Origin of the sequence: Leptolyngbya sp. Cla-17 (genome assembly GCF_016807185.1) — a bacterium.
In the GTDB taxonomy this organism is placed as follows: domain Bacteria; phylum Cyanobacteriota; class Cyanobacteriia; order Leptolyngbyales; family Leptolyngbyaceae; genus ULC077BIN1.
Window position 1 is genome coordinate 917111 of the sequence record NZ_JAEVYN010000001.1, and the last position, 21329, is coordinate 938439.

The window sequence follows — 21329 nt, forward strand, 5'->3', positions numbered from 1 at the left end:
ACTTTTCACTGATCACTAAGCAAATCACTAAAATCTGACTTATGACCACTACTCCCCTTGTTGCAGTTCAACAGCCGAAAAATCTTTCGCTGCATGAGATTGAGGCAGAATTAAATGCGATGTGGAATAGCCAAAGTAGCGATGTTGCAGTTACGGCTACTCGTGCTTCCACCTTCAGCATGATTGTTTACGAGCCAGAGGAATTTCAGCAACTGCTGGCAGTCTTGGGGTTTTATCAAGGTGCCATTGATGGCACCCATGGCTCTGAGACGAAAGTGGCAGTTGAAAAAGCCCAGAAAGCCTATGATCTACCCATTACAGGTCGAGTTGATCCGGGTACGTTGGCTCGGCTGCGAGAGGAAATAGCGGGGCTACCGAGCGATCGCTTAAAGGTGAATAACATCAATCTGCGGGGGGCGAATTTGAGTGATGCGATCGCGGTTCGCAATCCTCGTCGCATTATCACCCTTAGCCCTGTCTTAGGAGAAGATCAAGGTGTGTCATCCGTTGTTTCCGCTTATTGCCCCATTCAAAAAGCCACCAGCGAACATCTTATTTGCAGTGAGTACATCACCCTGACTGGAACAAAAGCTGCCCTTAATCATATTGGCGATCTCGTTTCGGCTCTGCTCGTTCCAGACTTGCCTAAGTTTTTGTGGTGGAAAGCAACCCCCAACCCCGAACAGGAGTTATTCAAACGTTTAACTGAAGCGGCTCAGTGCATTATTTTAGACTCCTCCTATTTCAGCGATCCAGAGGCTGAGTTTGTCAAAATGCACGATTTAGTTGATTCTGGCATTTCAGTTGCAGATCTCAACTGGCATCGGCTGTTACCCTGGCAAGAGTTGACCGCAGAGACTTTTGATCCGCCAGAACGCCGCACATCCCTCTCCCAGGTCGATCGCGTCGTGATTGACTATGAACAAGGAAATACTGCTCAAGCGCTGCTATTTTTGGGTTGGCTCGCCAGTCGATTGGATTGGAAACCAACAGCCCTCATCGACATTGGCGGTGACTATGAGATTCGACATATCAAGTTTGTCAATTCTGACCAGTTAGAGGTTGAAGCAGAACTGGCTGCCATTCCTACCGCCGACGTTGGCGAAATTGTGGGAGATTTAATCGGTTTGCGGTTAGGGTCTACCGATCCCAGTGCAAACTGCGGCACAATTTTGTGTTCTGAAACTACAGGCTGTATGCGACTGGAAGCAGGCGGTGCGGCTCAAGCATCCGGTGGCTACACCGAAATGGTGAAGGCAATTAATGACCAAAAAGCTGAGTTTTTGCTGAGTCAACAGCTTCAACGCTGGGGACGGGAAGTGCTGTTTGAAGAAAGCCTTGCGATCGTCGTTCAGATTCTGTCCTTACCCCTGCAATCATAGGCAAAAAATTTCACAGCCGCCCAACGTAAAGGCGCGAAATTTCGCGCCTTTACCCTATGCTCAAGCATTATCCACCCGCGATCGCCCCCATGGTGGAATTCATCCTCCTGCTAACGAGCATAAATTTTGTCAAAAACACCCCCATCATCAAAGAATTTCTTTTGAATAGAATCCCAACCACCAAACTCTGAAACGGTGTAAAGCTTGCTTACTTTAGGAAATTTGCTACCCACCTGTTTCGCCACGGTGGCATTGACCGGACGAAACCCGACTGCCGCAAAATCTCGTTGAGCGTCTGGTGTGAACAAGAATTTGGCAAATGCTTCTGAAACTGCACGCGTGCCACGCTTGTCTACATTTTTGTCAACGACTGCGATCGGATTATCGATTGAAATATTCACTGAGGGAACCACATAGGGAGATTTACTACCCAATTGCTGTTGCTCCAAAAGTACTTCATTCTCGTAGTTAAGCAGCCCATCACCCTGCCCCTTCTTAAAAAAGATGTCGCTTGCTTCCCGCGCATCTTTGGGCAACACAGGCGCATTTTTATAAACGTTGCTAACGAAAGCCCGAGCCTTTGCGTCGTTACCGCCTGTTTCACTGACCGACCCCCACAGTCCTAGAAAATTCCAACGCGCACCACCAGAAGTTTTAGGATTCGCAGTGATCACTTTCACGCCTGAATTATCCAGATCTTGCCAGGTTTTAATCTTTTTGGGATTGCCTGGGCGAGTCACGATCGCAATCACTGATTTCGTCACGATGGAATTATAGCGTTTCCGGCTCCTGTGAGGTACAAACTAAAGGCTCAAACCCTTGCTCTCTATTATTCTGCCCGTACCTCATCCGACAGAAAACCGCTATATTAGGCAGCTCTTTTTCCCAGCCTGCTTTGATCAAGCCACCCTTTTGCAGCTTTTGGGTATCTGCGCCTAATGCCAATGCCGACACATCCGCTTCTAGCCCATCCAAAATCGCTCGTGTTTGAGAACCGGAGCCACCATAGCTGGTTCTAATCGTGACATCCAGACCTTTCTCTTTTTTCCATTTGGCAACAAATTTAGGAATGATTTTGTCGTAGGCGGCTTTTGTGACCGCGTAGGAAACCAACAAAATTTCTTGTCTAGGCTTTTGGCTGATCAATTGAGGCTGTTGGCTGCGAGCAGGTGCATTGGCAGAAAAATTTGTTGAAAGGGCAGGAAGCGTACTGCTTAGTCCTAATCCACTTGCAAGCACCACAGCAGTAAAACGAACAGGAGTGGGACGCAAAAACGATACTAGTTTTGCCGCTATAGGCAAACCTGATGGTTGCTGAGATGAATCGGCTTGGGACTTAGAGTGTTGCATAAAACTGGGAACCTTGTCGAAATAACAGGCTATTTAACGGTATTCACATCGGAATACCGTTAAATAATGAACAATACGAGACTGACACATGAAATGGATAAAATCAATAGTTTTTAACTAAACATCTAAATCTCTACCAAATTAGCGATGTTAAATTAATAAATAGCTGAACTGTCGCATATGAGCGGCTTTGTTGGGAATCAGCAACCAGATGCGATCGCACTCTTTGAGCCATTCAATGAGTTGCTTAACCGAAATGGGAGATAGAAGTTATGGTTGAATACGGGTCAATCAACCATCATGGAGGAATAAACAATGCCGTTAGAACGCCGCCTGTCTCGGGATATGTTTGCACCTGGAGAGTTGGTAGAATTGCGCCAGCCTTGTTTTACGATGGGGCGCTTTTTTGAGCCGGGAAAATATTTGGTTGGCGAGTTGCCTGACACCGCATTTGAAATGGGCTTAGTGGATAAATTGCCGCCCGTGCGGGGCAATAGTGCAGAAGTTCAAGACACTCCAGAAGCTGATCAATAACTAACAGTGAGCGATTCTTACGGATGGATAGATGAGGCTTTAAACGCGATTCATCGAGCAAATTGGTATCGATCGCCTAAACTCATCACGGGTCGTGCAGATGCAGTGGTGCAGCTAGACGGGCGATCAGTGGTCAACTTTGCCAGCAACGACTATTTAGGCTTGGCAGGAGACGAGCGGTTAATCCAGGCGGCGATCGCCGCCACTAAAGAATATGGGACTGGCAGTACTGGATCGCGGCTGATTACGGGGCACCGCCCACTGCACCGAGATTTAGAACGAGCGATCGCCCAGTTAAAACAAACCGAAGACGCGATCGTTTTTAGCTCTGGCTATTTGGCAAATTTGGGCGCGATCGCTGCATTAGTCGGCAAGCGGGATCTGATTCTATCCGATCAATATAACCATTCCAGCCTGCGCAATGGTTCCATTCTCAGCGGTGCAACCCTGCGAGATTATGCCCATTGCAACGTGGCGAATGTGCGGGAAATTCTGCAGCAACAGCGCGATCGTCATCGTCGCTGCTTGATTCTGACCGATAGCATCTTCAGCATGGATGGCGACCTCTGCCCCTTGCCGCAGTTGCTTGATTTAGCTGATGAATTTGACAGTATGTTGCTTGTCGATGAGGCTCATGCAACAGGCGTTCTTGGTGATACTGGGTCTGGTAGCGTTGAACATTTTGGCTGTACCGGACGACCCATCATTCAAATGGGCACTCTCAGCAAAGCTCTTGGCAGTTTGGGTGGTTATGTCGCAGGTTCCGCTTCCCTCATCGACTTTCTGCGAAACCGCGCTGCTAGCTGGATTTACACAACCGGACTTTCTCCTGCTGATACGGCGGCTGCCCTAGCAGCGATTCGCGTGATTACCCAAGATGGCGATTCCCTCAGTGATCGTTTTACGAATCGCCGTGCAGCTCTTTGGCAAAACGTAAATTGGCTCAAACAAAACCTCATCACAGCTTTCAATAGTGATAACAGCACCACACCGCACACCTTACTCCCCTCGCACTCCCCCATCCTTTGCCTGCAAGTCGATCGCCCTTCCACTGCTCTTCAAATCGGCAACAATCTTCTCCAACAGGGTTTGTTCGTGCCTGCGATTCGTCCGCCCACGGTGCCCACCAGTCGTCTACGCATCACCGTCATGGCAACTCACCAACCTGCCCAGCTTGAACAATTGGTTGAGTCGCTGCACAGCATTTTTTCCTAGCCATGATTGGCCTGTGAAGTTATACACAGTTTCATTAGTTCGCCATGTTATACTTATATCGCAAGGGTATGTAGCTCAGTGGATAGAGCATCAGGTTCCGGTCCTGAGGGTCGGGGGTTCGAGTCCCTCCATGCTCGTTGTCTGTTGTCATTTGACTAATTAAGTGTTTGGGTGGAGTGTAGATTAAAAAACTGATCTGCACTCCATATTTTTTGAACGGTCGCTAATTTTTGCCAGCTCGCAATAGGCTTGTAGATGAGACTGTTGAGCGTTGTTGGGGCATGAGCATTGCTTTAAGTGAGGCATCATTCACGACGTAGGCAGTGAAAGTTGCTGATGCTGTGCTTTTCACAAACGGAAAAGGATTCTGTTTGGCAATTCCCAAAAACACGTCAATGTGGTTTCCTCTAATTGCACTCCCCACATCACCTGCGTAGAAGTAGCCATCATGCATGGCTCGTTCACCCGATGGTAAGATGACGCTCACTCCTCGCGCTTCTGGAATGTAAACAACAGAGCCAAGAGGAATTAGGGTGCGATCGACTGCGATCGTGCGATAGGGCACGAGTTGAGCGCCATTCGCCCCTTCCCCATAAAGTGTATTAGAAGGTTTAAAGCGCACCCGGTTAGTCGCGCTAATATTTTTTAGCGTAGGGTAGTAGGTAGAACAATTTACCTGGTCTTTATCGCCACGACCTGCAAAGTTATAAACACCCAAAAGACTCTGACTGTTCGTAATCTGCACACTTCCTTCTAAAGCCGCCGCGCACCAGTCACGTTCGGACAATGAAACGCCTAAGCTAGTTCCTGTCGGATCAAGTAACGGGTAGCCACCACTCTGATTTTCTGCTTGGTGAGTCGTATAATACGTTGCCCATATGGACAAGTTTTGCAAGGCAGAAGCTGAGTTGGGTTCTGGAAGATTAAATGCGCTATTAGTGCCTGTTGTCAGAATCGGCGTGTTAGGAGAAGAACTAGCGATTAATGGATTAGGCAAACTGGGACGGGTTGCAGTAGCCCCATTGGAAATAATCCGTGCTTGCAGATTTTGTCGAGTTAGTTTTTGTTGCAATGAGTCGGCGGTAGCGCGATCGCGAAACAGACCCACCTGCATCACCGGCTGTCCATTGAAAGATGTCCGAAAAGCACCCGGCAACAGTTGCTTAACTTGCTCTTGCTGTTCTGGCGTAGCGGCATCAACCACCACTCGATAGCTCATATCCCAAGAATTTGAGCCCATCGGCACCAATGATTGAGGCGGAAATCCGGCAGGGGGAGGAGTAAGGGTAGGCGGTGCCGGAGGGACTGAATTGAAAGGAGAACTGGCAGGATTTTGAGGTGCAACAGTTGGCACTACAAGATTTTGCGTTGGGGATGGAGCCGCCCCGAAAGGATTCAAAGTCGGTTGAGATGCCGGAACAGAGGGAGGAAGTGGAGTAGAGAACAGAGGCTCCACGGGTGGCTTAGGCGGCACTGAGATTGGATCGCCAGTCGGCTGAGGGATAGAGAGCACAGGCTCTATAGGCGGCTGGGCTGGTATCACTGCTGGAGAAGTCATGGGGTCAGGTGAACCGAGTTGAGGCGGCACTGGTTGCTGAAGTGGTACTGGTTGCTGAAGCGGTACTGGTTGCTGAAGAGGCACTACTTTTTTAGCAACCTCAGCTAAAGATTGGTCGTTAATTAGGTAAATATGCCCTACATTTTTACCTTGAAACGATCGCCGTGCTAGTCGCCAACCAGGGTCAAGGTTGATTTTGGCAAAACCCTCAGTTAAGCCGTTCGTTCTGCCAATCTCAAAGGATTGAATCTCTTTGTCCACTAACGAATAAGCAATTAAAATCAGATCGTTGCTTTTCCGGACAATTCGTAAATTGTAGCGACCCGCCAAATCTTGCCCCGCAACTCTCACAGAATAGCTGTTGCTGTCTGTACCGCGACCGCAAATTCCAGTAAAGTCAAAATCTAGAAGCAGCGGGTTAATTGCAGTGGGGCTACTTCCAGATTCTTGCCAGCAAAGGCGGCGATCGTTCAATTGCTCTAGTACCAGCAGCCTATGATTGCCTCCTTGGGTTCCAAGAGGAGCAGCAATCACAACTATTCGACTCTGGTCACTAATTTCTGTATGGTCAAACTGCGCTGCCACCACAGAACTTGAATGTCCAGTACTAATAACGCCAACTGCTGCCACAAGCAGCGCTCCCTGCCAGCTAAATATCCGTTTCATCATTTCTCAGCGCCCACTTTCCTTGCAATGATAGTCTGAACCTGTCAATTTCATTCGCTTGGTTCTCCTGACGTTCAGGAAAAAGGAAAAGTTGCTCCAATATTTCATTCGGCTAGACGATGCTAACGGCTAAAGGAAGGGTTCAGCGCTAAAGCGATCGCGGCTAATGCCCCCAACACGACGATTTTACCCTGCTGCACAGCCTCAATCACCTGGTTAGAGGACATTAACACGGTTTCCATCTCTTCTAAATCGCCTGAATTGGGTTCAGCAATTTGGCGCGCATTCTTAGCCGCAAAAATATACCCCTGGCTGCATCGATAATTTGCGCTACTGACAAATGGACAAAGCAACTGCCAGTCCTCAGCTTCATATCCAGTTTCTTCCAATAATTCACGTTGAGCCGCTGCCAAGGGAGTTTCACCCGCTGCTAAACCGCCACCGGGCAACGTAAGGCTAACCCTCCCCACGCCATGCTTATACTGCCGCAGCAGGATTACTTCACCATCAGGAACCTGAGCAAAAACGACCACATAATCCTGTAGTTGAATGTGATAGTAGTCAGAAATAAGTTGACCGTCCGGCAATTGAACCTGCTCTACCGAAAGCGTTAGCCAGGGTGGAGCCTCAAATACCGTTTCTGTGGTGAGGGTTTTCCATGGTTCAAGCGATCGTGGATGCATGGGCTAAATAAATTTCGACTTGCACAGCATCTTAGTCTAGCTCTGAACCAGATTTCAGCGGAGCAATCTGATAAGCTTTTCAAGGCAAAGAAGTGATTAGACCAACTCAACATGATAGACAGCGCTAAATCGAATCTATGGCACTCAAGAATGCAAATAGTTCGGAACTGCATCAAAAAAGTTGACCTAGGGCTGCTTCTACTGATAGTACTCCCACTCATCCTTTTGTCCATTACTCGCCTCTGGCTCTTTCCACGGCTTGGACCTGTAGACAGTTGGACTTACTTTGGCTATTTTATTCATCCAGCACGACTTCTAAATACCGGATATCACTATTTCTTTTCACCGTTTATTAATCCAGACACGGCTAAACTCTTTAGCCCAAAAGAAGTAATGTATCCGGATAGCCGATTGCCGTGGACGATGGTAGGAGCATTGATTTATCACCTGTTTCCACCTCTAGTAGCAAACTATGTTCTGCATCTGTCCTTCTACTACGCTACCATTCTCTCCGTCTACGGTGCCCTCAAATACACTGTTGGTAAACGCTCAGGCTTAATTGCAGCTGTCCTCCTAGGCACTTATGGCTACTTCATAGTCAGCCAAAATTGGGATTACGTTGAAGTTGCCGTGCTTGCCTATTTTTCTCTCACTGTGTTCTTCCTGACCCTGGCAATCCAGGTGAAGTGGTGGAGACTCGCCCTATTTGGTGCGGGCTATTGCTACGGTTCGATGATCTTCAGCAACACGGTTGCCGTCTTTCTCACTCCCGCCCTAACGACCTACTATTTCTTGAGCAACTATCGATATCGCAAGCATCCACTTCTAGCAAGCATTGGCTATAGTGTCTTGGGCTTAGTAGGTGTAACTCTGTTCTTTGGTGCCATCAGCAAAGTGATCACTGGCAATCTTTTCTTCTTTATGCCTGCTGTTCGCTTTATTTTTGCTTCTACTAAAGATGGATATGGCTATTCGCCGCCGGGTTGGGTGGTCTCCTTAAACGAACATCAGTGGATGTGGCTGCCGTTCTTAATCAGTTGTACCAGTTTCATCTGCATTGTGTGGAGTTCTATTCAGTCTCAGCATAAGGGCACTTTAGTTCACTCTTTACCAATTTTTTCGGTGACTTTCCTCCTTTGCGTTTTGCCCAGTATTTTTCTGGAACTAAAGGGGCAAGGGGTTCTGCGGATTGTCTATTATGCCAGTTATCTGATTCCTCCCATGTTTTTGGCTTTGGGAGAGCAAGTTTCGCTTGTGTTGGAGCGTCTGAATCAACAAATAGCAGGTAGTTTAATTGCAGGCATTGTAATTCTCCAAATCTTCACGTTTCGTCAACTGCTCTATCGCATGGTGGGTCAAGGTTTTTCCTACTCTGCCGCTCTTGTGGATGTTCAAAACCTAATGCACGGCACATATGCTTTAGTGATTGCTGTCATCGTTGTATTGTTGGGATTGCGACTGATTCTAAAGGGGAATACCACAAAATATAAGCGATGGGTAAGTGCAAAGTTAATCTTAGTTTTGACCTTATTGGGGTTCTATTATTGCTTCAACTTTCAGGCGTTATTTACGTTATTTAGCTCAGGTAATGGCGCTTGGAATCGTTTGTTCTATAGCTCCATTCCTGAAGATTCAATGCTTGCCACGATTCAGGCTCAAAACATTCTTAAAGAGATTGACCCGAAAGGACAATTCCTTTTCTGGTTCAACGATGAACCCGAATTTCAGATGTATAGTATGGTTTTCTCTAGTTCCGCAGCAACATTTCGACTGATTGGCAGAGAGTTTCCTAGCATAAACTTTATTAAGGGGACTCCTAACTCAGAAGTGCGGACTCAGGACTTAAAATTTCAGTTTGATAAAAGTCCTAAGGTAGTTCTTTTATCTCAAAAGTCTAATGTAGTGCAGCAGGCAAATGCAGCCCTTTCATCCATTGGCTTTACCTCTAACTTGGTTTCGAGCTATGACATTGCCCAGGGCGACATCCGCTTTAAGATGACTATTATTGAGGTCAGTAAGAAATCTCTTCCCTGAACAAATACAGATTTAAAAATAGCTGCCGTGCAAATTAAAATAGTTTTTATAAAAGCTTTGATATCCCAAAAAGCAAGTTAGATTCAATCGATGCACAGGTGGGGGAGAGCAGTTAAAACTTGCGGGCTACAACCAATCGAGAGCCACCGAGTGGCAGGTTCAGGCCACGGTCAATCATGTCAACCTCTGCGCTTAGCAGCTTTGCGAATAAGTGATTCAGCCAAGGTGAAATTTTGAGCTCAGCCGTGGGATCTATATCTTTGACTAACGTACGTTTTTGTGCAACACGAGAAGCAAGCATTATTGGGAGCAAACTAGATACAAACGAAGTGCTGCGTAAAATCTCAAAGCCTGCTGCTTTTACCTTCCTATGTAGTTCTTCGGCTGAATATCGGCGAACATGGCAAGCATATTCATCGATCGCACTCCACAGCCAAGGATGCTGCGGTACCGTAATCAACAGGATTCCATGTGGCTTCAAAGCGTTACGCATCTGAGTTAACACCTGCTCGTCGTCTTCAATATGTTCTAGTACATCAAAGGCCCCGATCGCGTCAAACTCATCAACAAACGGAATATTGCGGCCGTCCATTTGCATAAAATTTACTGTTGGCTGTCTGCCAGCAGCAAAAGCCAATCCAGCAGCAAATATTTCGCTACCTTGAAGCTTCACCTGAGGGTAAGCCTCAGCAATGCCCGATAGAACATAGCCAGTGCCACATCCAATTTCAAGAAACGATTGAAATTCAGGGCAGTAGGTTTTGATCGCCCATACAATTAATCGATTCCGTATTTGAAACCAAAAATGTTTTGCTTCGAGCTGGGCAAGATCACCAAAGTAGCTCGCTTTAAAACCACCTCCACCGCACGCTAAATCAAGGGCATAAGCAGGAAAGCCGTCTATGTTACTAGGTTCAACGCCGCAGGCTGAACAACATAAACTTTCAGAAGGGAAAGTTACACCGCAAGCGAGACATCTTTTCATTAATGAGCTATGTGTAATGCCAACTAAATAAACCCATTCGTATCGTAAAAGCTGTACGGCTAATCCACGAACTTCCGTTTTCCTAAATGGGTCACTTATTTTCTAATACTGCAAGACCAAATCCTGTTTTCCCGTAGCCATTACCGTTGTAGAGCATAAAGCGCTGACTTTTGTGATCGAAAACAAAAGGATATTCAATCATCTCAGAATCCCAACCAGTTTGGGAAACGTCAATGCCTGCATCGGCAAGTTGGAGTTTCCACCTTTTTTCTAAAGTACTGTGAGCGTAGCCAATTCTATACTCGCGTCCAGGCTTACCACCGCGGTAAGAAAACCACATATGGTAACCTGCTTGGTCTGATACAACTGTAGGGCGGGAAAATGCCTGAGCAACGCCTAATTTATAAGGGATAGACAAACCAAGTCGATGCCATTGATGACCATCGGCAGAGGTTGCAAAGTTAATGACATGGAGCATTTCCCCGTTACCTGCATCCCATGCCAACGTAGAGCCGTACCACATGAGGTAGAGCTCATTTTCTCTAACTACCCAAGGGTAAGACAAACTAAATCGATCTGTATCATCAGAACCCATCAATGGTTCAGCACTATCTAACTCTATAGAAAAGTCATCATTTAAGCGCAAACGTCCTATATCGCCACGCCAATGTTTACCAGGAGAACACTGCCAGCCCATGAATAAGATATAGCGTTGACCCTCTACCTCGTACCAGTTGCCAATACTGACACCATGAGAGTAGAAACTATTTTCTGATCCATGCTCAAATACAGGTTTCTCACAAACAAAAACGACTTCACGTTTGTGAATATCAATATCAACAAATCCGATCGATGAACGGTTCTGAACATCGCGACCGCTAAAAAAAACGCGATAAATATCTCCTTCTAACAACAGGGCGAGAGGGTTGGCAGCATGACTTGCGAGTTTGGGATGAATAGGCAGGGGGGAATAAAGTTGACCAAGCTTTTGCCAGTGCATCAATGAACTCCCTAGATCTTTTTCAACCGAGTACTCGGCACCCGCGATCGCTCAGTTGCTTGACCAATATAAACCCCTTCTGGTTCAGCATCAGCTAAGAGCAACGCTCCGGCACCAATCACACATTTTTCACCGATTTTAATGTGGTCTCGCAGAGTAGCATTGACACCAATAAAACAGGATTCATGAATTTCCACACCGCCTGATATGACAACGTGTGACGCAATGAAGCAGTGATCATGAATTATTGAATGATGTCCAATGTGATTTCCGCTCCACAATGTCACATTGCTACCGATTGTGACAAAAGGTTGAATCGTATTGTCTTCAAAAATAAAGCAGTTGTCACCAATATTGCCATTATTTAGTACTGTTGCAGAGGAGCTAACGTAGCTAGCAAGTCGGTAGCCCAAGGCTTTTGCGGCAAGATATTTCTCTTTACGAAGCTGATTGAGCTTAGAGTAGCTCAAGGCTACAAAAATCTCATGCGTCGCAGGAGCGTAAGCGTTGGCAACCTGTTCAAACGGTACAATAGTCAATCCGCAAAATTCAGTTGCAGTGATATGTGCTGCATCGACTGTGAAAGCTACCACTTCATAGTTTGAGTCTGTAGAGAAATAATAGTGAGCTAGTTGAGCAATGTCTCCCGAACCAAAAATAACGAGGGGCTGTTTCATGAATGCTTTTTTACCAAGATTGTAAATTCATAAAGACCATAGTCATGAAATAAGGCTACATTGCGCGAATATCGTCTTTTACAAAGATCGAATAAAACGCAAGGATCGGCATAGTAGAGGTGATTTTGCATTTTGTCTGCGTCTGAATAAGAAGTCAGGCAGTTAAAAGCAAAGCCATGACGGCTGGTGCGATCTAGAACGTCGAGGGTAGCCTCCACATAATCGCGCCACTCATTGTTGCCGTATTCAAGACGGACGTTGAAAATGCCGCTAGCAATTCCGTAATCCGCAATTTTTTGTGGTTCAGCGGCAACAGTGAAATGAACATTGGAACTGTTGGTATAGCGAACTTGGGCAGCGCCTATCATTTTGTCAGATACGTCATAGCCATTGTAAGTGAAGCTTTGGTAAGACCTGCCCAAATACTCGCATAAAGCTCCATAGCCACACCCTAAATCGTTGAGCGAAAAGCCTTCAAGTGGACGGATCACTTTGCTTAGTTGCTGGAAGCGCAACGTTTGACTTTCTTCACCATTCCAATCGACACCTCGTGGAGTTTCCCCATGTTTGGCTAGCTTAGCTGAATAGTATTGAGATACGTTTGCTAATAGATCAGCAATCTTGTTTTCCATAAACCTGTCACACAATTGGGTAATGGCGTTGCTTGGTTTTCAAAGGGTTTCATGACCGAACATACTTCATGTAAGCGGGTGCTTTCTGTCCACAGTTAAACAGCAGATCGAGAATGGTAATATTGTGGGTAAATTCACCCCAAAGTTGCGGATACTCTGGATAGTTGGAGTAGTCAAACCACGTGATCTGGACACCGCACTTTGCAAAGAGGCTTTCGTCAGTATAATTTTTGGCGGTGGGACCAGAAATGTATTCGGTACTGTTGGTCTGTATGCAAAGATCGACCAAACGCTCAGTCTTTCCCTCAACCAGAGTATAGTCCCAAGAATTGCTAATTTTAGTAGTGACGCCAAGATAATCGCATACGGTTTCAATAAACTTGCGATTGAGTACTGATAAGTGTGTGTGCTGGTGTTGGTAGAGCGGCTCAAATAAAGCTGCGACTTCTTCAAAATACGGTGTACGACAGTAATTTTGGGCGATCGCCCTCCAGTGATTTTCTGTCCAGTTGGTATCGTTTATTTCTGTCTCCTGAATAGTTTGATAGTATTTTCCTTTCACTTTGACAGGGACCGTGAGCCATTGTATACCGTGTGGTGTTTTGATTTGGTTCCGGTTACGCCAATCGCGCCGGGTATATTGCACATCGTCAAAGAGGATGAACTCATCTACAGCAGCAATTAGATCGAAATAACCCTTCCACGGAATATAGTTGGATTGAACAACGGCAAGTTTCTTCATTAGACGATTTGATCTAATTGTGTGTACGTCTGATATGCAGATTTTTTTAGGAACTTAGGGAGTTGAAGTAATCGCAAGATTGTAGGGGAATAAATTGATCAAGAAAGTATGTTAACCATGTTGTCGATCAAGAGAAACGCAAAGGATTATAACAAAACCTGGGTTAGCCGCTATAACCATAAAAGAATTACAGCATTTCCAAACTCAAGAATTAGGAAAAGTTGAGTGTTGACTATCACTCTGGCTATGTAAAGTCAGACGACGGAATTTCCTAGGTTGGAATAAATAGATTTGTTAGGATTGGCATTTCTAAAGGCGGCTAAAATTTTGCCAGTACTCATACGCTCATAGGTTTGAATCTGCTCAGTAAGCGTTTATGCTATGTGGAGATAACGGCCGTGGAAAAGTGGAGTTTAGCTTAGCGATTATGTCGCTTAATGGGCAGAAAAAGGAGCACAATGCCGCGAGTGAGTATAAATAGCAATAAGCACTGGTTGAAACAAACGTTAGAAGCGCTGAAATGTGTAGGGTATGCAATTGTTGAAGACGTTTTGGATGATTACTTTTTAGAAGCAACTCGAACCGCTCTGTATAAAGTGCAAGAGCAGATTGTTTCTGGAATTGGGGCAGAATGCCTGAATCAGGCAGGAGAATTGGGCGTTTTACGCTTCATGACGAGGTATGATTCTTACTTCTTCAGGTTTTTAGAGGTTCCAGCAGTTCTCCAGATTATTGATCAAACTGTTTCTAATACGGCTATTCTTCACTTGCAAAATGGGTTTATCTTGCCTTCTTTTCCTGGCGACCGCTCACCCAAAGTATTCCAAAATCAATTTCATCAAGATTTTCGCAGAGTGCTAAATGGGTATGTTGCATCCATCAATATTTTCTTTGCCATTGATGAGTTTACCGACAATAATGGCGCAACGCTGGTTGTTCCAGGCAGCCATCAAAAGCTGGAATCACTCGACCCAGAGTATATGCAGGAAAATGCGATCGCCGCTGTTTGCCCCGCCGGTTCGATGTTAGTGTTTGATTCAACCCTGTGGCATGCTGCTGGTGTCAATACTTCTGGGCAAGATCGTTTAGCAATCAACCATCAGTTTACCCGATCCTATTTTAAGCAGCAGGTAGACTATGTGCGATCGCTCAGCAGCGAGGTGATAATGGCGCAAGCACCTAGAACTCAACAATTGCTCGGATACTATACCCGTTTGCCCTGTAATCCTGATGAATACTACCGTCCAGAATCAGAGCGACTATACCGAAGTGGTCAGGGATAGGTGAACAGAGGCAATTAGCATGATTGAAATTAGTGTTGTTGTTCCGGTTTACTGCTGTGCCGACTGTTTGAATGCACTGTATAAACGGCTTAAAACAGTTTTAAAGTCTTTAGTACCAAGCTTCGAGATGATTTTTGTTGAAGACTGCGGTAGAGATAACTCCTGGGACGTATTAACCGAAATTGCTAGACAAGATAAAACAGTAAAAGTCTACCGCCTGAGCCGTAATTTTGGTCAACATGCTGCCATTACAGCGGGGCTAGCTCAAAGCTCTGGCAACTGGGTGATTGTCATGGATTGCGACTTGCAAGATCCTCCTGAAGAGATTCCTTTTCTCTATGAGCAAGCAATCTCTGGCTGCGACATTGTGTTGGCAAAACGAATTCAACGGCAACATTCTCTGTTTAAGAAAATTACCGCACAACTCTATTTCCGAGTGCTGAATCTGCTCTCTCAAAATAAGCTGGAGGGGAATTACGGCACATTCAGCATTATTTCAAAAAAGGTGGTAAACGCCTACCTCACGATGAACGACGTAAACCGCCACTATTTATTTATTCTGCAATGGCTTGGGTTTAGAACCACCGCCATTGAATATAATCACACTCAACGATACAGCGGGAAAAGTTCCTATAGCCTCAGCAAACTTTTCAAACACGCTTTTGATGGAATATTCTTTCAAACAACAGCCCTGCTTAAGTCTATTGTTTACTTAGGCTTTATTGTGGCTTTTTTAGGAATTTTGCTAGCAATTTATTATGTTTATCAATATCTAATACACGGTTCTCTGCCTGGTTGGACAAGTCTGTCAGTGTTGATTCTGCTTATTGGTGGTTTTACCATCATTAGCACTGGCATCACTGGGCTTTATATTGGCAAGGTTTTTGAGCAAGTGAAAAACCGCCCTCAGTATGTTATCGATAAGCAGATTGTAGATGGGATCGAAGCATGAACATACCGCTACCACCCGGTAATATTTTGCAGCAGATGTATCTCAAAGAACGGTTGCGATCGCTTAAATGCGGAGAGTTTATTGAAGTGGGTTGTGGACAGGGGTATATCTCAAAACTTTTGCTCGATTTGGGCTGGCGGGGGACGGGTTATGACTTGAACCCCAGCGTAGTTAAAAAAGCAACCCATCTAAATCAAGCAGCAATTGACCAGTGTCAATACAATGTCAACAATGAGGACTGGTTTAGCGCAAATCAAGACTCCAAAGTTGATTTAGTTATCTCCTGCCTGGTTTTGGAGCATTTAGATGACTTCAAGGAGTCTTGTTACTTCAACAAATGTCGGCAAATGCTGAAGCCAGGAGGAAGAATGATTCTTTTTGTTCCTGGTTCTCCGAAGCATTGGGGTATCGAAGATGAAATTGCTGGGCATTACAGAAGATACACCTCTTCAGATATGCAGCAAAAATTAGAGCAGTTTAATTTCTCTCAAATTCATCTGGCCGGGTTGACTTACCCTCTTTCAAACTGGCTGTTGCCTTTGTCTAATTTTTTAGTTGAAAAAGCAGAGCAAAAAAAGCTAAAAAGCACGATACAACAGAGAACTCAAGCGTCAGGAGATCGCCGCGTTTTATTCAAAACCAGTTTTCCATTTCTGCTGAAATTAATTTTAAATGAAGCTGTAATGTATCCCTTTTATCTGTTGCAAAAGTCGAACTTGAACCATCCTTACGCGCTAATTTTATATGCAGAAGCCAAACTATAGGAATGCATGTTGAGCTGCCAACTATTCTTTATTGCTCGAATTAGTCACTATTGGCCTATCTTGAAAAATGCAGAATTGTAATCTTTGATGTCCAAAAGTAGGTTTTAATTCAGTGGATTTATTGAATATGATGTTGTCGGCTAAAGTTTCGAGCTATTTTTACGTATTTTTAACTGTTGTATTCACGGTATATGGTCAGATTATAAATAAATGGCAGGTTAACGCCGCAGGGGCATTTCCAACTAATACTGTTGATAAACTTTGGTTTATTTTTCGGTTACTGCTTAACCCGTGGGTGATAAGTTCATTTATAGGTGCTTTTTTTGCCAGTTTAGCTTGGATTGCAGCCATGGCTAAATTGCCCCTGAGCTACGCCTACCCAGTTTTCATCAGTTCTACCTTCGTGTTAGTTGTGCTGTTAAGCTCGATTTTCTTTAAAGAGTCACTCACGCTACCTAGGATTATTGGTATGGGACTAATTATGGCTGGAATTATCATTGGTAGTCAGACGTGACGGCTTGACCAACTTGCCAAAGTAACTGCTGCCCTAGGAAGAATTCTCGCGTTATGAGGGGCAGTGATTTAATTCAGCGATTTCCCCCTGGAGTTTCCTCACTCTTAATTTATTGCTAAAAAGTTGTAGACCATTGTAATGCCTCAAGTTAACCAAGGAATCCGTTCGGTTTTGTCTATTCCCACTGCTTATCGCTTATTTGGGCAACTAATTGGTGGGGCATCTGGGCGCAAAAGATTTGTTAAAGATCACATTCGCCCTCGACAAGGCGATCGCATTTTGGATATTGGCTGTGGACCGGGCGTATTGGTGCCCTATTTGCCAGCAGTAGACTATGTCGGCTTTGATGCCAGCGAGGAATATATTCAAGCCGCTCAGGAGCAATACGGTGATCGCGCAACGTTCTATTGCAAGCAGGTTAGTACACAAGCCATAACCGAGCATTCCCAGTTTGACCTAGTTTTGGCAGTGGGTGTTTTGCATCACCTTGACGATATAGAAGCCTTACAGCTTTGTCGTTTAGCTCAAGCCGCATTGAAACCAGGTGGTCGGTTGATTACTTTTGATGGCTGCTACTTAACAGGACAATCCCCTATTGCTCACTACTTGCTAACCCGCGATCGCGGGCAAAATGTTCGTGATCAAGATGGCTATACAAAAATTGTTTCCCAAGTATTCTCAAAAGATGTCGTCGTTAGTATCCGCCATGATTTACTACGGATTCCCTACACTCACATCATCTTAGAATGCACAAAGTAATTCCATTTAATCGACCTGCGATTACTGGTAATGAAATCCTATTTATTCAGCAGGTGCTTGACAGTGGGCAACTTTCTGGAAATGGGAGGTTTACCAAACATTGCCAATCCTGGTTAGAAAAGAACATCTATTGCAACAAGGCATTTTTAACAACTTCTTGCACAGCAGCGTTGGAGATGTCAGGAATTTTGATGGATTTGCAGCCGGGGGATGAAGTGATCATGCCCTCCTATACGTTTGTTTCCACAGCCAATGCATTTGTGCTGCGTGGAGCAATCCCAGTGTTTGTTGACATTCGCCCGGATACGCTGAATTTGGATGAATCTAAAATTGAGGCGGCGATCACTGCAAATACAAAGGCGATCGCCCCTGTTCATTATGCAGGCGTGGGCTGCGAGATGGATGCTATTTTGGAAATTGCTCAACAGCATCAACTTTGGGTGGTTGAAGATGCTGCCCAAGCAATTTCATCTACTTATAAAGGCAAGCCACTTGGCAGTTTTGGACAACTAGCAACCCTCAGCTTTCATGAGACAAAAAATCTCACATCGGGTGAAGGCGGCGCATTATTAGTGAATTATCCTGGGTGGGCAGAACGAGCAGAAATTTTGTGGGAAAAGGGAACAAATCGCAGCCAATTTATTCGAGGTCAGGTTGATAAATATACTTGGGTGGATGTGGGTTCTTCCTACTTGCTCAGCGATATCAACGCAGCGGTTTTGTGGGCGCAATTAGAAGTGTGCGATCGCATTACCCAACGCCGTCTAGAAATATGGCATCAATATCATCAAGCCTTTATTGATTTAGAGGCTCAAAACAAACTTCGCCGTCCGATTGTGCCCCAGCATTGCCAACATAATGCTCACATGTATTATCTACTATTGCCTAGTTTGGCAACCCGAACTGCATTTATAGACGCACTGAAACAACAAGGAATTCAAACCGTATTTCATTACATCCCGTTGCACTCTTCTCCAGCAGGCAAAAAATATGGGCGATCAACTGCTGATTTAGTTCATACTGAAGCGCTCAGTGAACGTCTAGTTCGACTTCCCTTATGGTTTGGCATGACAGATAATGATGTGAACCAAGTTATTCAAGCAGCCATCAATTATTTGGCAGCTTAAACATCGCTTGTTTGCGGCGTCCGATTTTGGCTTATGATAATCCCTGCAAGAGTTACGATTTCATTCTGACTGGATCGCGTTCGATTTATTTCAGTGGGTTCTTAAAATAGAAAGTATGACTAGCGCTCCTTATCTATCCATTGTTGCAGCTGCTCGTAATGACAACCACGGTGGCAACATGCTGCGCCGAATGCAGATATTTATTAATGGAGTGATCACTCAGGCACGCCGCTATCAAGTACCAATTGAACTAATCATTGTGGAGTGGAATCCACCCACAGATAATTTAAGGCTTTCAGAAGCGTTGAGTTGGGAGATAGGTGATAGTCCCTGCGTTGTGCGCGTCATTGAAGTGCCCAATGAGCTTCATCATCAGCTACGGCACTCTGCGTCTTTGCCGCTGTTTCAAATGATTGCAAAAAACGTTGGCATTCGTCGTGCAACAGGAGAGTTTGTTTTAGCAACTAATATCGATTTGCTGTTTTCTGATGCTTTATTTGAGTTTCTAGCCTCGCGTCAGTTGCAGCCAGGAAAATCTTACCGAGTTGATCGCTATGATGTCGCTTCAGAAGTCCCCTTGGAAAGCTCAATCGAGGAACAGTTTGTTTACTGCGATCGCTCAATCATTCGGATCAACCACAAAGATGGCATTGAAGAGAAATTAGTTGAAATACCTGAAATCGAGCAAGTTCCACAGGATGCTATCTCTGTACCTCTAAACCAAAAGTGGTACGAAAAGATGCCTGAGTCAACTACGTTAAAGCTTGCCAAGGTTAGGCAAATCTATAAACAGCTATTGCCAACATCGGTTAGAGACACCATTCTGAATTTTCTACCTAAAGACTTTCAACTTTGGTTAGTCGAACGGGAGTTATTAACGGCTCAACCCCTTCCCATTCCACCTGAACCAGCAGCAGATATCATTACCTTGCCGCCTACACAACCTTTGCCTTACGCCAAGCTGCACACAAACACCAGCGGTGATTTTACTCTCTTATCCAAAGCCGATTGGTTTGCGATTCGAGGTTATGCAGAGTGGGAAATGTATTCGTTTCATTTAGATTCTATTCTTCTTTATACGGCTCACTATGCCGGAATTGAAGAAGAAATTTTGAATAATGACATGCGGGCTTACCATATTGAGCATTCCTCAGGCTGGACACCTGAAGCTGAGCGATCGCAAGTTCTCGACAATCGACTATCATCCTTAGGAATTCCTAAGCTCACCATGGAGCAACTAGATGCGATCGCCCGGCTCATGGAACAGCTTGGCAAGCCTATCCTGTTCAACGATGAAAATTGGGGGCTAAACCAACACACACTCTCAGAAACCGTCATTGCTCCAACTATGGTGCAACATTAAGTTTTTAAGTGCCTTAAGTTTTGATGAGGCTAGGATAATCGTGACTAGATAGTTTTTATTCACTCAAAAGCACAGGCGATCTACACAAGTAAGGCATAGACTCTAGCTGTTTGCTAAACTCTAGAATGCTGGTTAATCCATCACACCAAGAATGGAAAAATTAATTCACTTAGCTCAAAGATCTACTTTGTTGCTACTACTGCCAAATTCCACGCCATACGTTTCATCCCTGGAATTTTCTTAAGCATCACATCTAAGTTTTCTAAGCGCTGATAAGTGGGTGCAAGACGTTTTTGCTCCGTGATAATTTTTTTCCAGTAACGCTCGTCGTTAGGATTTACTTTCTCAATTAAATAAAAACTAAGAAAAATCCACAGAGTTGCAATCCAAAAAGTGTCGTAATCTATGTGTGAAAATTGAGATTTCACAAAATTAACAATTTCAAAATCTAAAGGTGTCTCATCTTCTGTTCGGACATCAGTTGCCATTCGGCGATAGATGTTAATCACCGGGTTATGTTTCATTGGATCCCAAAAACATGCTTTTCCTCCTGGTTTCAGCACCCGGTGCATTTCCTGAATGGTGAGTTTTGGATTAGGAATATGATGCAACAGGTTGGATGCATAAACAATATCAAAAGTATTGTCGGGAAAATCAATATCCATTGCATTGATTACTTTTCCCCTTACTTGAACACTATTTTTTTCTGCCAGTTTCAGCGCTACTTCCACCATGCCAGGGGAATAGTCCGAGGCCACGCATTCTGCCCCAAGTTTAGAAAAATAAACACTATTTTCACCTGCTCCACAGCCCAGATCTAACAGATATTTTCCATTCATATTGCCTAATTGCTGCAAAATAAAGCGATTTTCAGGTGCAGTGCAGGCTTCAAAATAATCTGCTACACGGATGCCGTCCACGTCAATAATGGATGCCCACTGATCGTGAAATTCTTGTTCTTTCCGTAAAATTTCATTTTGGCTCATAACAGTCAATAATTCATCAATGATTAGTTACCCAGAAGTCAAATAAAGTATCAGGTTATCATTTTCCGTCTTATGCTGAAAATCGTTTTTCACTTGCGTGCATTGCGACAAGGAATGCTTTTA

General features: G+C 44.7%; 21 protein-coding genes and 1 tRNA gene. 12 read left to right on the forward strand and 10 right to left on the reverse strand.

The window, feature by feature from the left end; translation table 11 throughout:
* Nucleotides 1-41 precede the first annotated feature (41 nt).
* Complete coding sequence (opcA, locus tag JOY44_RS04175; RefSeq protein WP_171572454.1) at nt 42-1382, forward strand: glucose-6-phosphate dehydrogenase assembly protein OpcA; 1341 nt, start codon at nt 42-44, stop codon at nt 1380-1382.
* Between the two features lie 110 nt (nt 1383-1492).
* Here the strand turns inward: opcA and JOY44_RS32295 are convergent, their stop codons facing one another.
* On the reverse strand, nt 1493-2146 hold the full coding sequence (locus tag JOY44_RS32295) for a sulfate ABC transporter substrate-binding protein (RefSeq protein ID WP_197984947.1): 654 nt from the start codon (nt 2144-2146) through the stop codon (nt 1493-1495).
* Nucleotides 2147-2153: 7 nt separating this feature from the next.
* A complete protein-coding gene (locus JOY44_RS32300; RefSeq protein WP_197984948.1) occupies nt 2154-2732 on the reverse strand; it encodes a substrate-binding domain-containing protein in 579 nt (192 codons plus the stop codon).
* 315 nt (nt 2733-3047) lie between these two features.
* Between JOY44_RS32300 and JOY44_RS04185 the strand changes: the two genes are divergently transcribed.
* The 3 genes from JOY44_RS04185 to JOY44_RS04195 all read left to right on the forward strand — a co-directional run bounded on the left by JOY44_RS04185 (nt 3048) and on the right by JOY44_RS04195 (nt 4618).
* A complete protein-coding gene (locus JOY44_RS04185; RefSeq protein ID WP_171572455.1) occupies nt 3048-3266 on the forward strand; it encodes a hypothetical protein in 219 nt (72 codons plus the stop codon).
* Nucleotides 3267-3272: 6 nt separating this feature from the next.
* On the forward strand, nt 3273-4481 hold the full coding sequence (gene bioF, locus JOY44_RS04190; protein ID WP_171572456.1) for an 8-amino-7-oxononanoate synthase: 1209 nt from the start codon (nt 3273-3275) through the stop codon (nt 4479-4481).
* A gap of 64 nt (nt 4482-4545) precedes the next feature.
* A tRNA-Arg gene (locus tag JOY44_RS04195) sits at nt 4546-4618 on the forward strand.
* Nucleotides 4619-4704: 86 nt separating this feature from the next.
* Here JOY44_RS04195 and JOY44_RS04200 read toward each other — a convergent pair.
* Entirely contained in the window at nt 4705-6708 is a 2004-nt protein-coding gene (locus JOY44_RS04200) for a DUF3747 domain-containing protein (protein ID WP_171572457.1), read from the reverse strand.
* Nucleotides 6709-6827: 119 nt separating this feature from the next.
* Nucleotides 6828-7388, reverse strand: a complete 561-nt coding sequence (locus JOY44_RS04205; RefSeq protein WP_171572458.1) for an NUDIX hydrolase — start codon at nt 7386-7388, stop codon at nt 6828-6830.
* 225 nt (nt 7389-7613) lie between these two features.
* Here JOY44_RS04205 and JOY44_RS04210 point away from each other — a divergent pair, with 225 nt between their 5' ends.
* Nucleotides 7614-9422 (forward strand): hypothetical protein, encoded by a 1809-nt coding sequence (locus tag JOY44_RS04210; RefSeq protein WP_171572459.1) that lies wholly within the window; start codon nt 7614-7616, stop codon nt 9420-9422.
* A 112-nt stretch (nt 9423-9534) separates the two neighbouring features.
* Here JOY44_RS04210 and JOY44_RS04215 read toward each other — a convergent pair whose 3' ends face one another.
* The 5 genes from JOY44_RS04215 to JOY44_RS04235 all read right to left on the reverse strand — a co-directional run bounded on the left by JOY44_RS04215 (nt 9535) and on the right by JOY44_RS04235 (nt 13458).
* The gene (locus JOY44_RS04215) at nt 9535-10407 is read right to left on the reverse strand and encodes a class I SAM-dependent methyltransferase (RefSeq protein WP_171572460.1); all 873 of its coding nucleotides are present in this window, start codon (nt 10405-10407) and stop codon (nt 9535-9537) included.
* A 91-nt stretch (nt 10408-10498) separates the two neighbouring features.
* Nucleotides 10499-11407: a hypothetical protein gene (locus JOY44_RS04220; protein ID WP_171572461.1), complete on the reverse strand. Its 909-nt coding sequence runs from the start codon at nt 11405-11407 to the stop codon at nt 10499-10501.
* Nucleotides 11408-11418: 11 nt separating this feature from the next.
* Nucleotides 11419-12084 (reverse strand): acetyltransferase, encoded by a 666-nt coding sequence (locus JOY44_RS04225; protein ID WP_171572462.1) that lies wholly within the window; start codon nt 12082-12084, stop codon nt 11419-11421.
* Nucleotides 12081-12716, reverse strand: a complete 636-nt coding sequence (locus JOY44_RS04230) for a class I SAM-dependent methyltransferase (protein WP_171572463.1) — start codon at nt 12714-12716, stop codon at nt 12081-12083. Before JOY44_RS04230 ends, JOY44_RS04225 begins: the two co-directional genes overlap by 4 nt.
* 49 nt (nt 12717-12765) lie before the next feature.
* Nucleotides 12766-13458 carry a WbqC family protein gene (locus JOY44_RS04235; protein ID WP_171572464.1) on the reverse strand — a complete coding sequence of 231 codons (693 nt, stop codon included), beginning with the start codon at nt 13456-13458 and terminating at the stop codon, nt 12766-12768.
* Between the two features lie 467 nt (nt 13459-13925).
* On the opposite strand from JOY44_RS04235, the gene JOY44_RS04240 reads away from it, so the two are divergent.
* From JOY44_RS04240 to JOY44_RS04270, 7 genes are all read left to right on the forward strand, one after another.
* Nucleotides 13926-14741: a phytanoyl-CoA dioxygenase family protein gene (locus JOY44_RS04240; protein ID WP_203031930.1), complete on the forward strand. Its 816-nt coding sequence runs from the start codon at nt 13926-13928 to the stop codon at nt 14739-14741.
* A 19-nt stretch (nt 14742-14760) separates the two neighbouring features.
* Nucleotides 14761-15693 (forward strand): glycosyltransferase family 2 protein, encoded by a 933-nt coding sequence (locus JOY44_RS04245; RefSeq protein ID WP_171572466.1) that lies wholly within the window; start codon nt 14761-14763, stop codon nt 15691-15693.
* On the forward strand, nt 15690-16457 hold the full coding sequence (locus JOY44_RS04250; RefSeq protein ID WP_171572467.1) for a class I SAM-dependent methyltransferase: 768 nt from the start codon (nt 15690-15692) through the stop codon (nt 16455-16457). The genes JOY44_RS04245 and JOY44_RS04250 overlap by 4 nt, the downstream gene beginning before the upstream one ends.
* 112 nt (nt 16458-16569) lie before the next feature.
* A complete protein-coding gene (locus tag JOY44_RS04255) occupies nt 16570-16971 on the forward strand; it encodes a DMT family transporter (protein ID WP_197984950.1) in 402 nt (133 codons plus the stop codon).
* A 138-nt stretch (nt 16972-17109) separates the two neighbouring features.
* Complete coding sequence (locus tag JOY44_RS04260; RefSeq protein WP_171572468.1) at nt 17110-17730, forward strand: class I SAM-dependent methyltransferase; 621 nt, start codon at nt 17110-17112, stop codon at nt 17728-17730.
* Entirely contained in the window at nt 17718-18857 is a 1140-nt protein-coding gene (gene rffA, locus JOY44_RS04265) for a dTDP-4-amino-4,6-dideoxygalactose transaminase (protein ID WP_171572469.1), read from the forward strand. Before JOY44_RS04260 ends, rffA begins: the two co-directional genes overlap by 13 nt.
* A 115-nt stretch (nt 18858-18972) precedes the next feature.
* A complete protein-coding gene (locus JOY44_RS04270) occupies nt 18973-20220 on the forward strand; it encodes a hypothetical protein (protein ID WP_171572470.1) in 1248 nt (415 codons plus the stop codon).
* A 182-nt stretch (nt 20221-20402) separates the two neighbouring features.
* On the opposite strand, the gene JOY44_RS04275 is transcribed toward JOY44_RS04270, so the two are convergent.
* Nucleotides 20403-21206 carry a class I SAM-dependent methyltransferase gene (locus JOY44_RS04275; protein WP_171572471.1) on the reverse strand — a complete coding sequence of 268 codons (804 nt, stop codon included), beginning with the start codon at nt 21204-21206 and terminating at the stop codon, nt 20403-20405.
* Between the last annotated feature and the right edge of the window lie 123 nt (nt 21207-21329).

Coding starts and splice junctions, on each gene's coding strand:
- JOY44_RS04200 (WP_171572457.1), bottom strand. CDS start 6,708: ATGATGAAACGGATATTTAGCTGGCAGGGAGCGCTGCTTGTGGCAGCA.
- JOY44_RS04215 (WP_171572460.1), bottom strand. CDS start 10,407: ATGAAAAGATGTCTCGCTTGCGGTGTAACTTTCCCTTCTGAAAGTTTA.
- JOY44_RS04205 (WP_171572458.1), bottom strand. CDS start 7,388: ATGCATCCACGATCGCTTGAACCATGGAAAACCCTCACCACAGAAACG.
- JOY44_RS32300 (WP_197984948.1), bottom strand. CDS start 2,732: ATGCAACACTCTAAGTCCCAAGCCGATTCATCTCAGCAACCATCAGGT.
- JOY44_RS04220 (WP_171572461.1), bottom strand. CDS start 11,407: ATGCACTGGCAAAAGCTTGGTCAACTTTATTCCCCCCTGCCTATTCAT.
- JOY44_RS04185 (WP_171572455.1), top strand. CDS start 3,048: ATGCCGTTAGAACGCCGCCTGTCTCGGGATATGTTTGCACCTGGAGAG.
- opcA (WP_171572454.1), top strand. CDS start 42: ATGACCACTACTCCCCTTGTTGCAGTTCAACAGCCGAAAAATCTTTCG.
- rffA (WP_171572469.1), top strand. CDS start 17,718: ATGCACAAAGTAATTCCATTTAATCGACCTGCGATTACTGGTAATGAA.
- JOY44_RS04270 (WP_171572470.1), top strand. CDS start 18,973: ATGACTAGCGCTCCTTATCTATCCATTGTTGCAGCTGCTCGTAATGAC.
- JOY44_RS04260 (WP_171572468.1), top strand. CDS start 17,110: ATGCCTCAAGTTAACCAAGGAATCCGTTCGGTTTTGTCTATTCCCACT.
- JOY44_RS04275 (WP_171572471.1), bottom strand. CDS start 21,206: ATGAGCCAAAATGAAATTTTACGGAAAGAACAAGAATTTCACGATCAG.
- JOY44_RS04245 (WP_171572466.1), top strand. CDS start 14,761: ATGATTGAAATTAGTGTTGTTGTTCCGGTTTACTGCTGTGCCGACTGT.
- JOY44_RS04230 (WP_171572463.1), bottom strand. CDS start 12,716: ATGGAAAACAAGATTGCTGATCTATTAGCAAACGTATCTCAATACTAT.
- JOY44_RS04250 (WP_171572467.1), top strand. CDS start 15,690: ATGAACATACCGCTACCACCCGGTAATATTTTGCAGCAGATGTATCTC.
- JOY44_RS04235 (WP_171572464.1), bottom strand. CDS start 13,458: ATGAAGAAACTTGCCGTTGTTCAATCCAACTATATTCCGTGGAAGGGT.
- JOY44_RS04225 (WP_171572462.1), bottom strand. CDS start 12,084: ATGAAACAGCCCCTCGTTATTTTTGGTTCGGGAGACATTGCTCAACTA.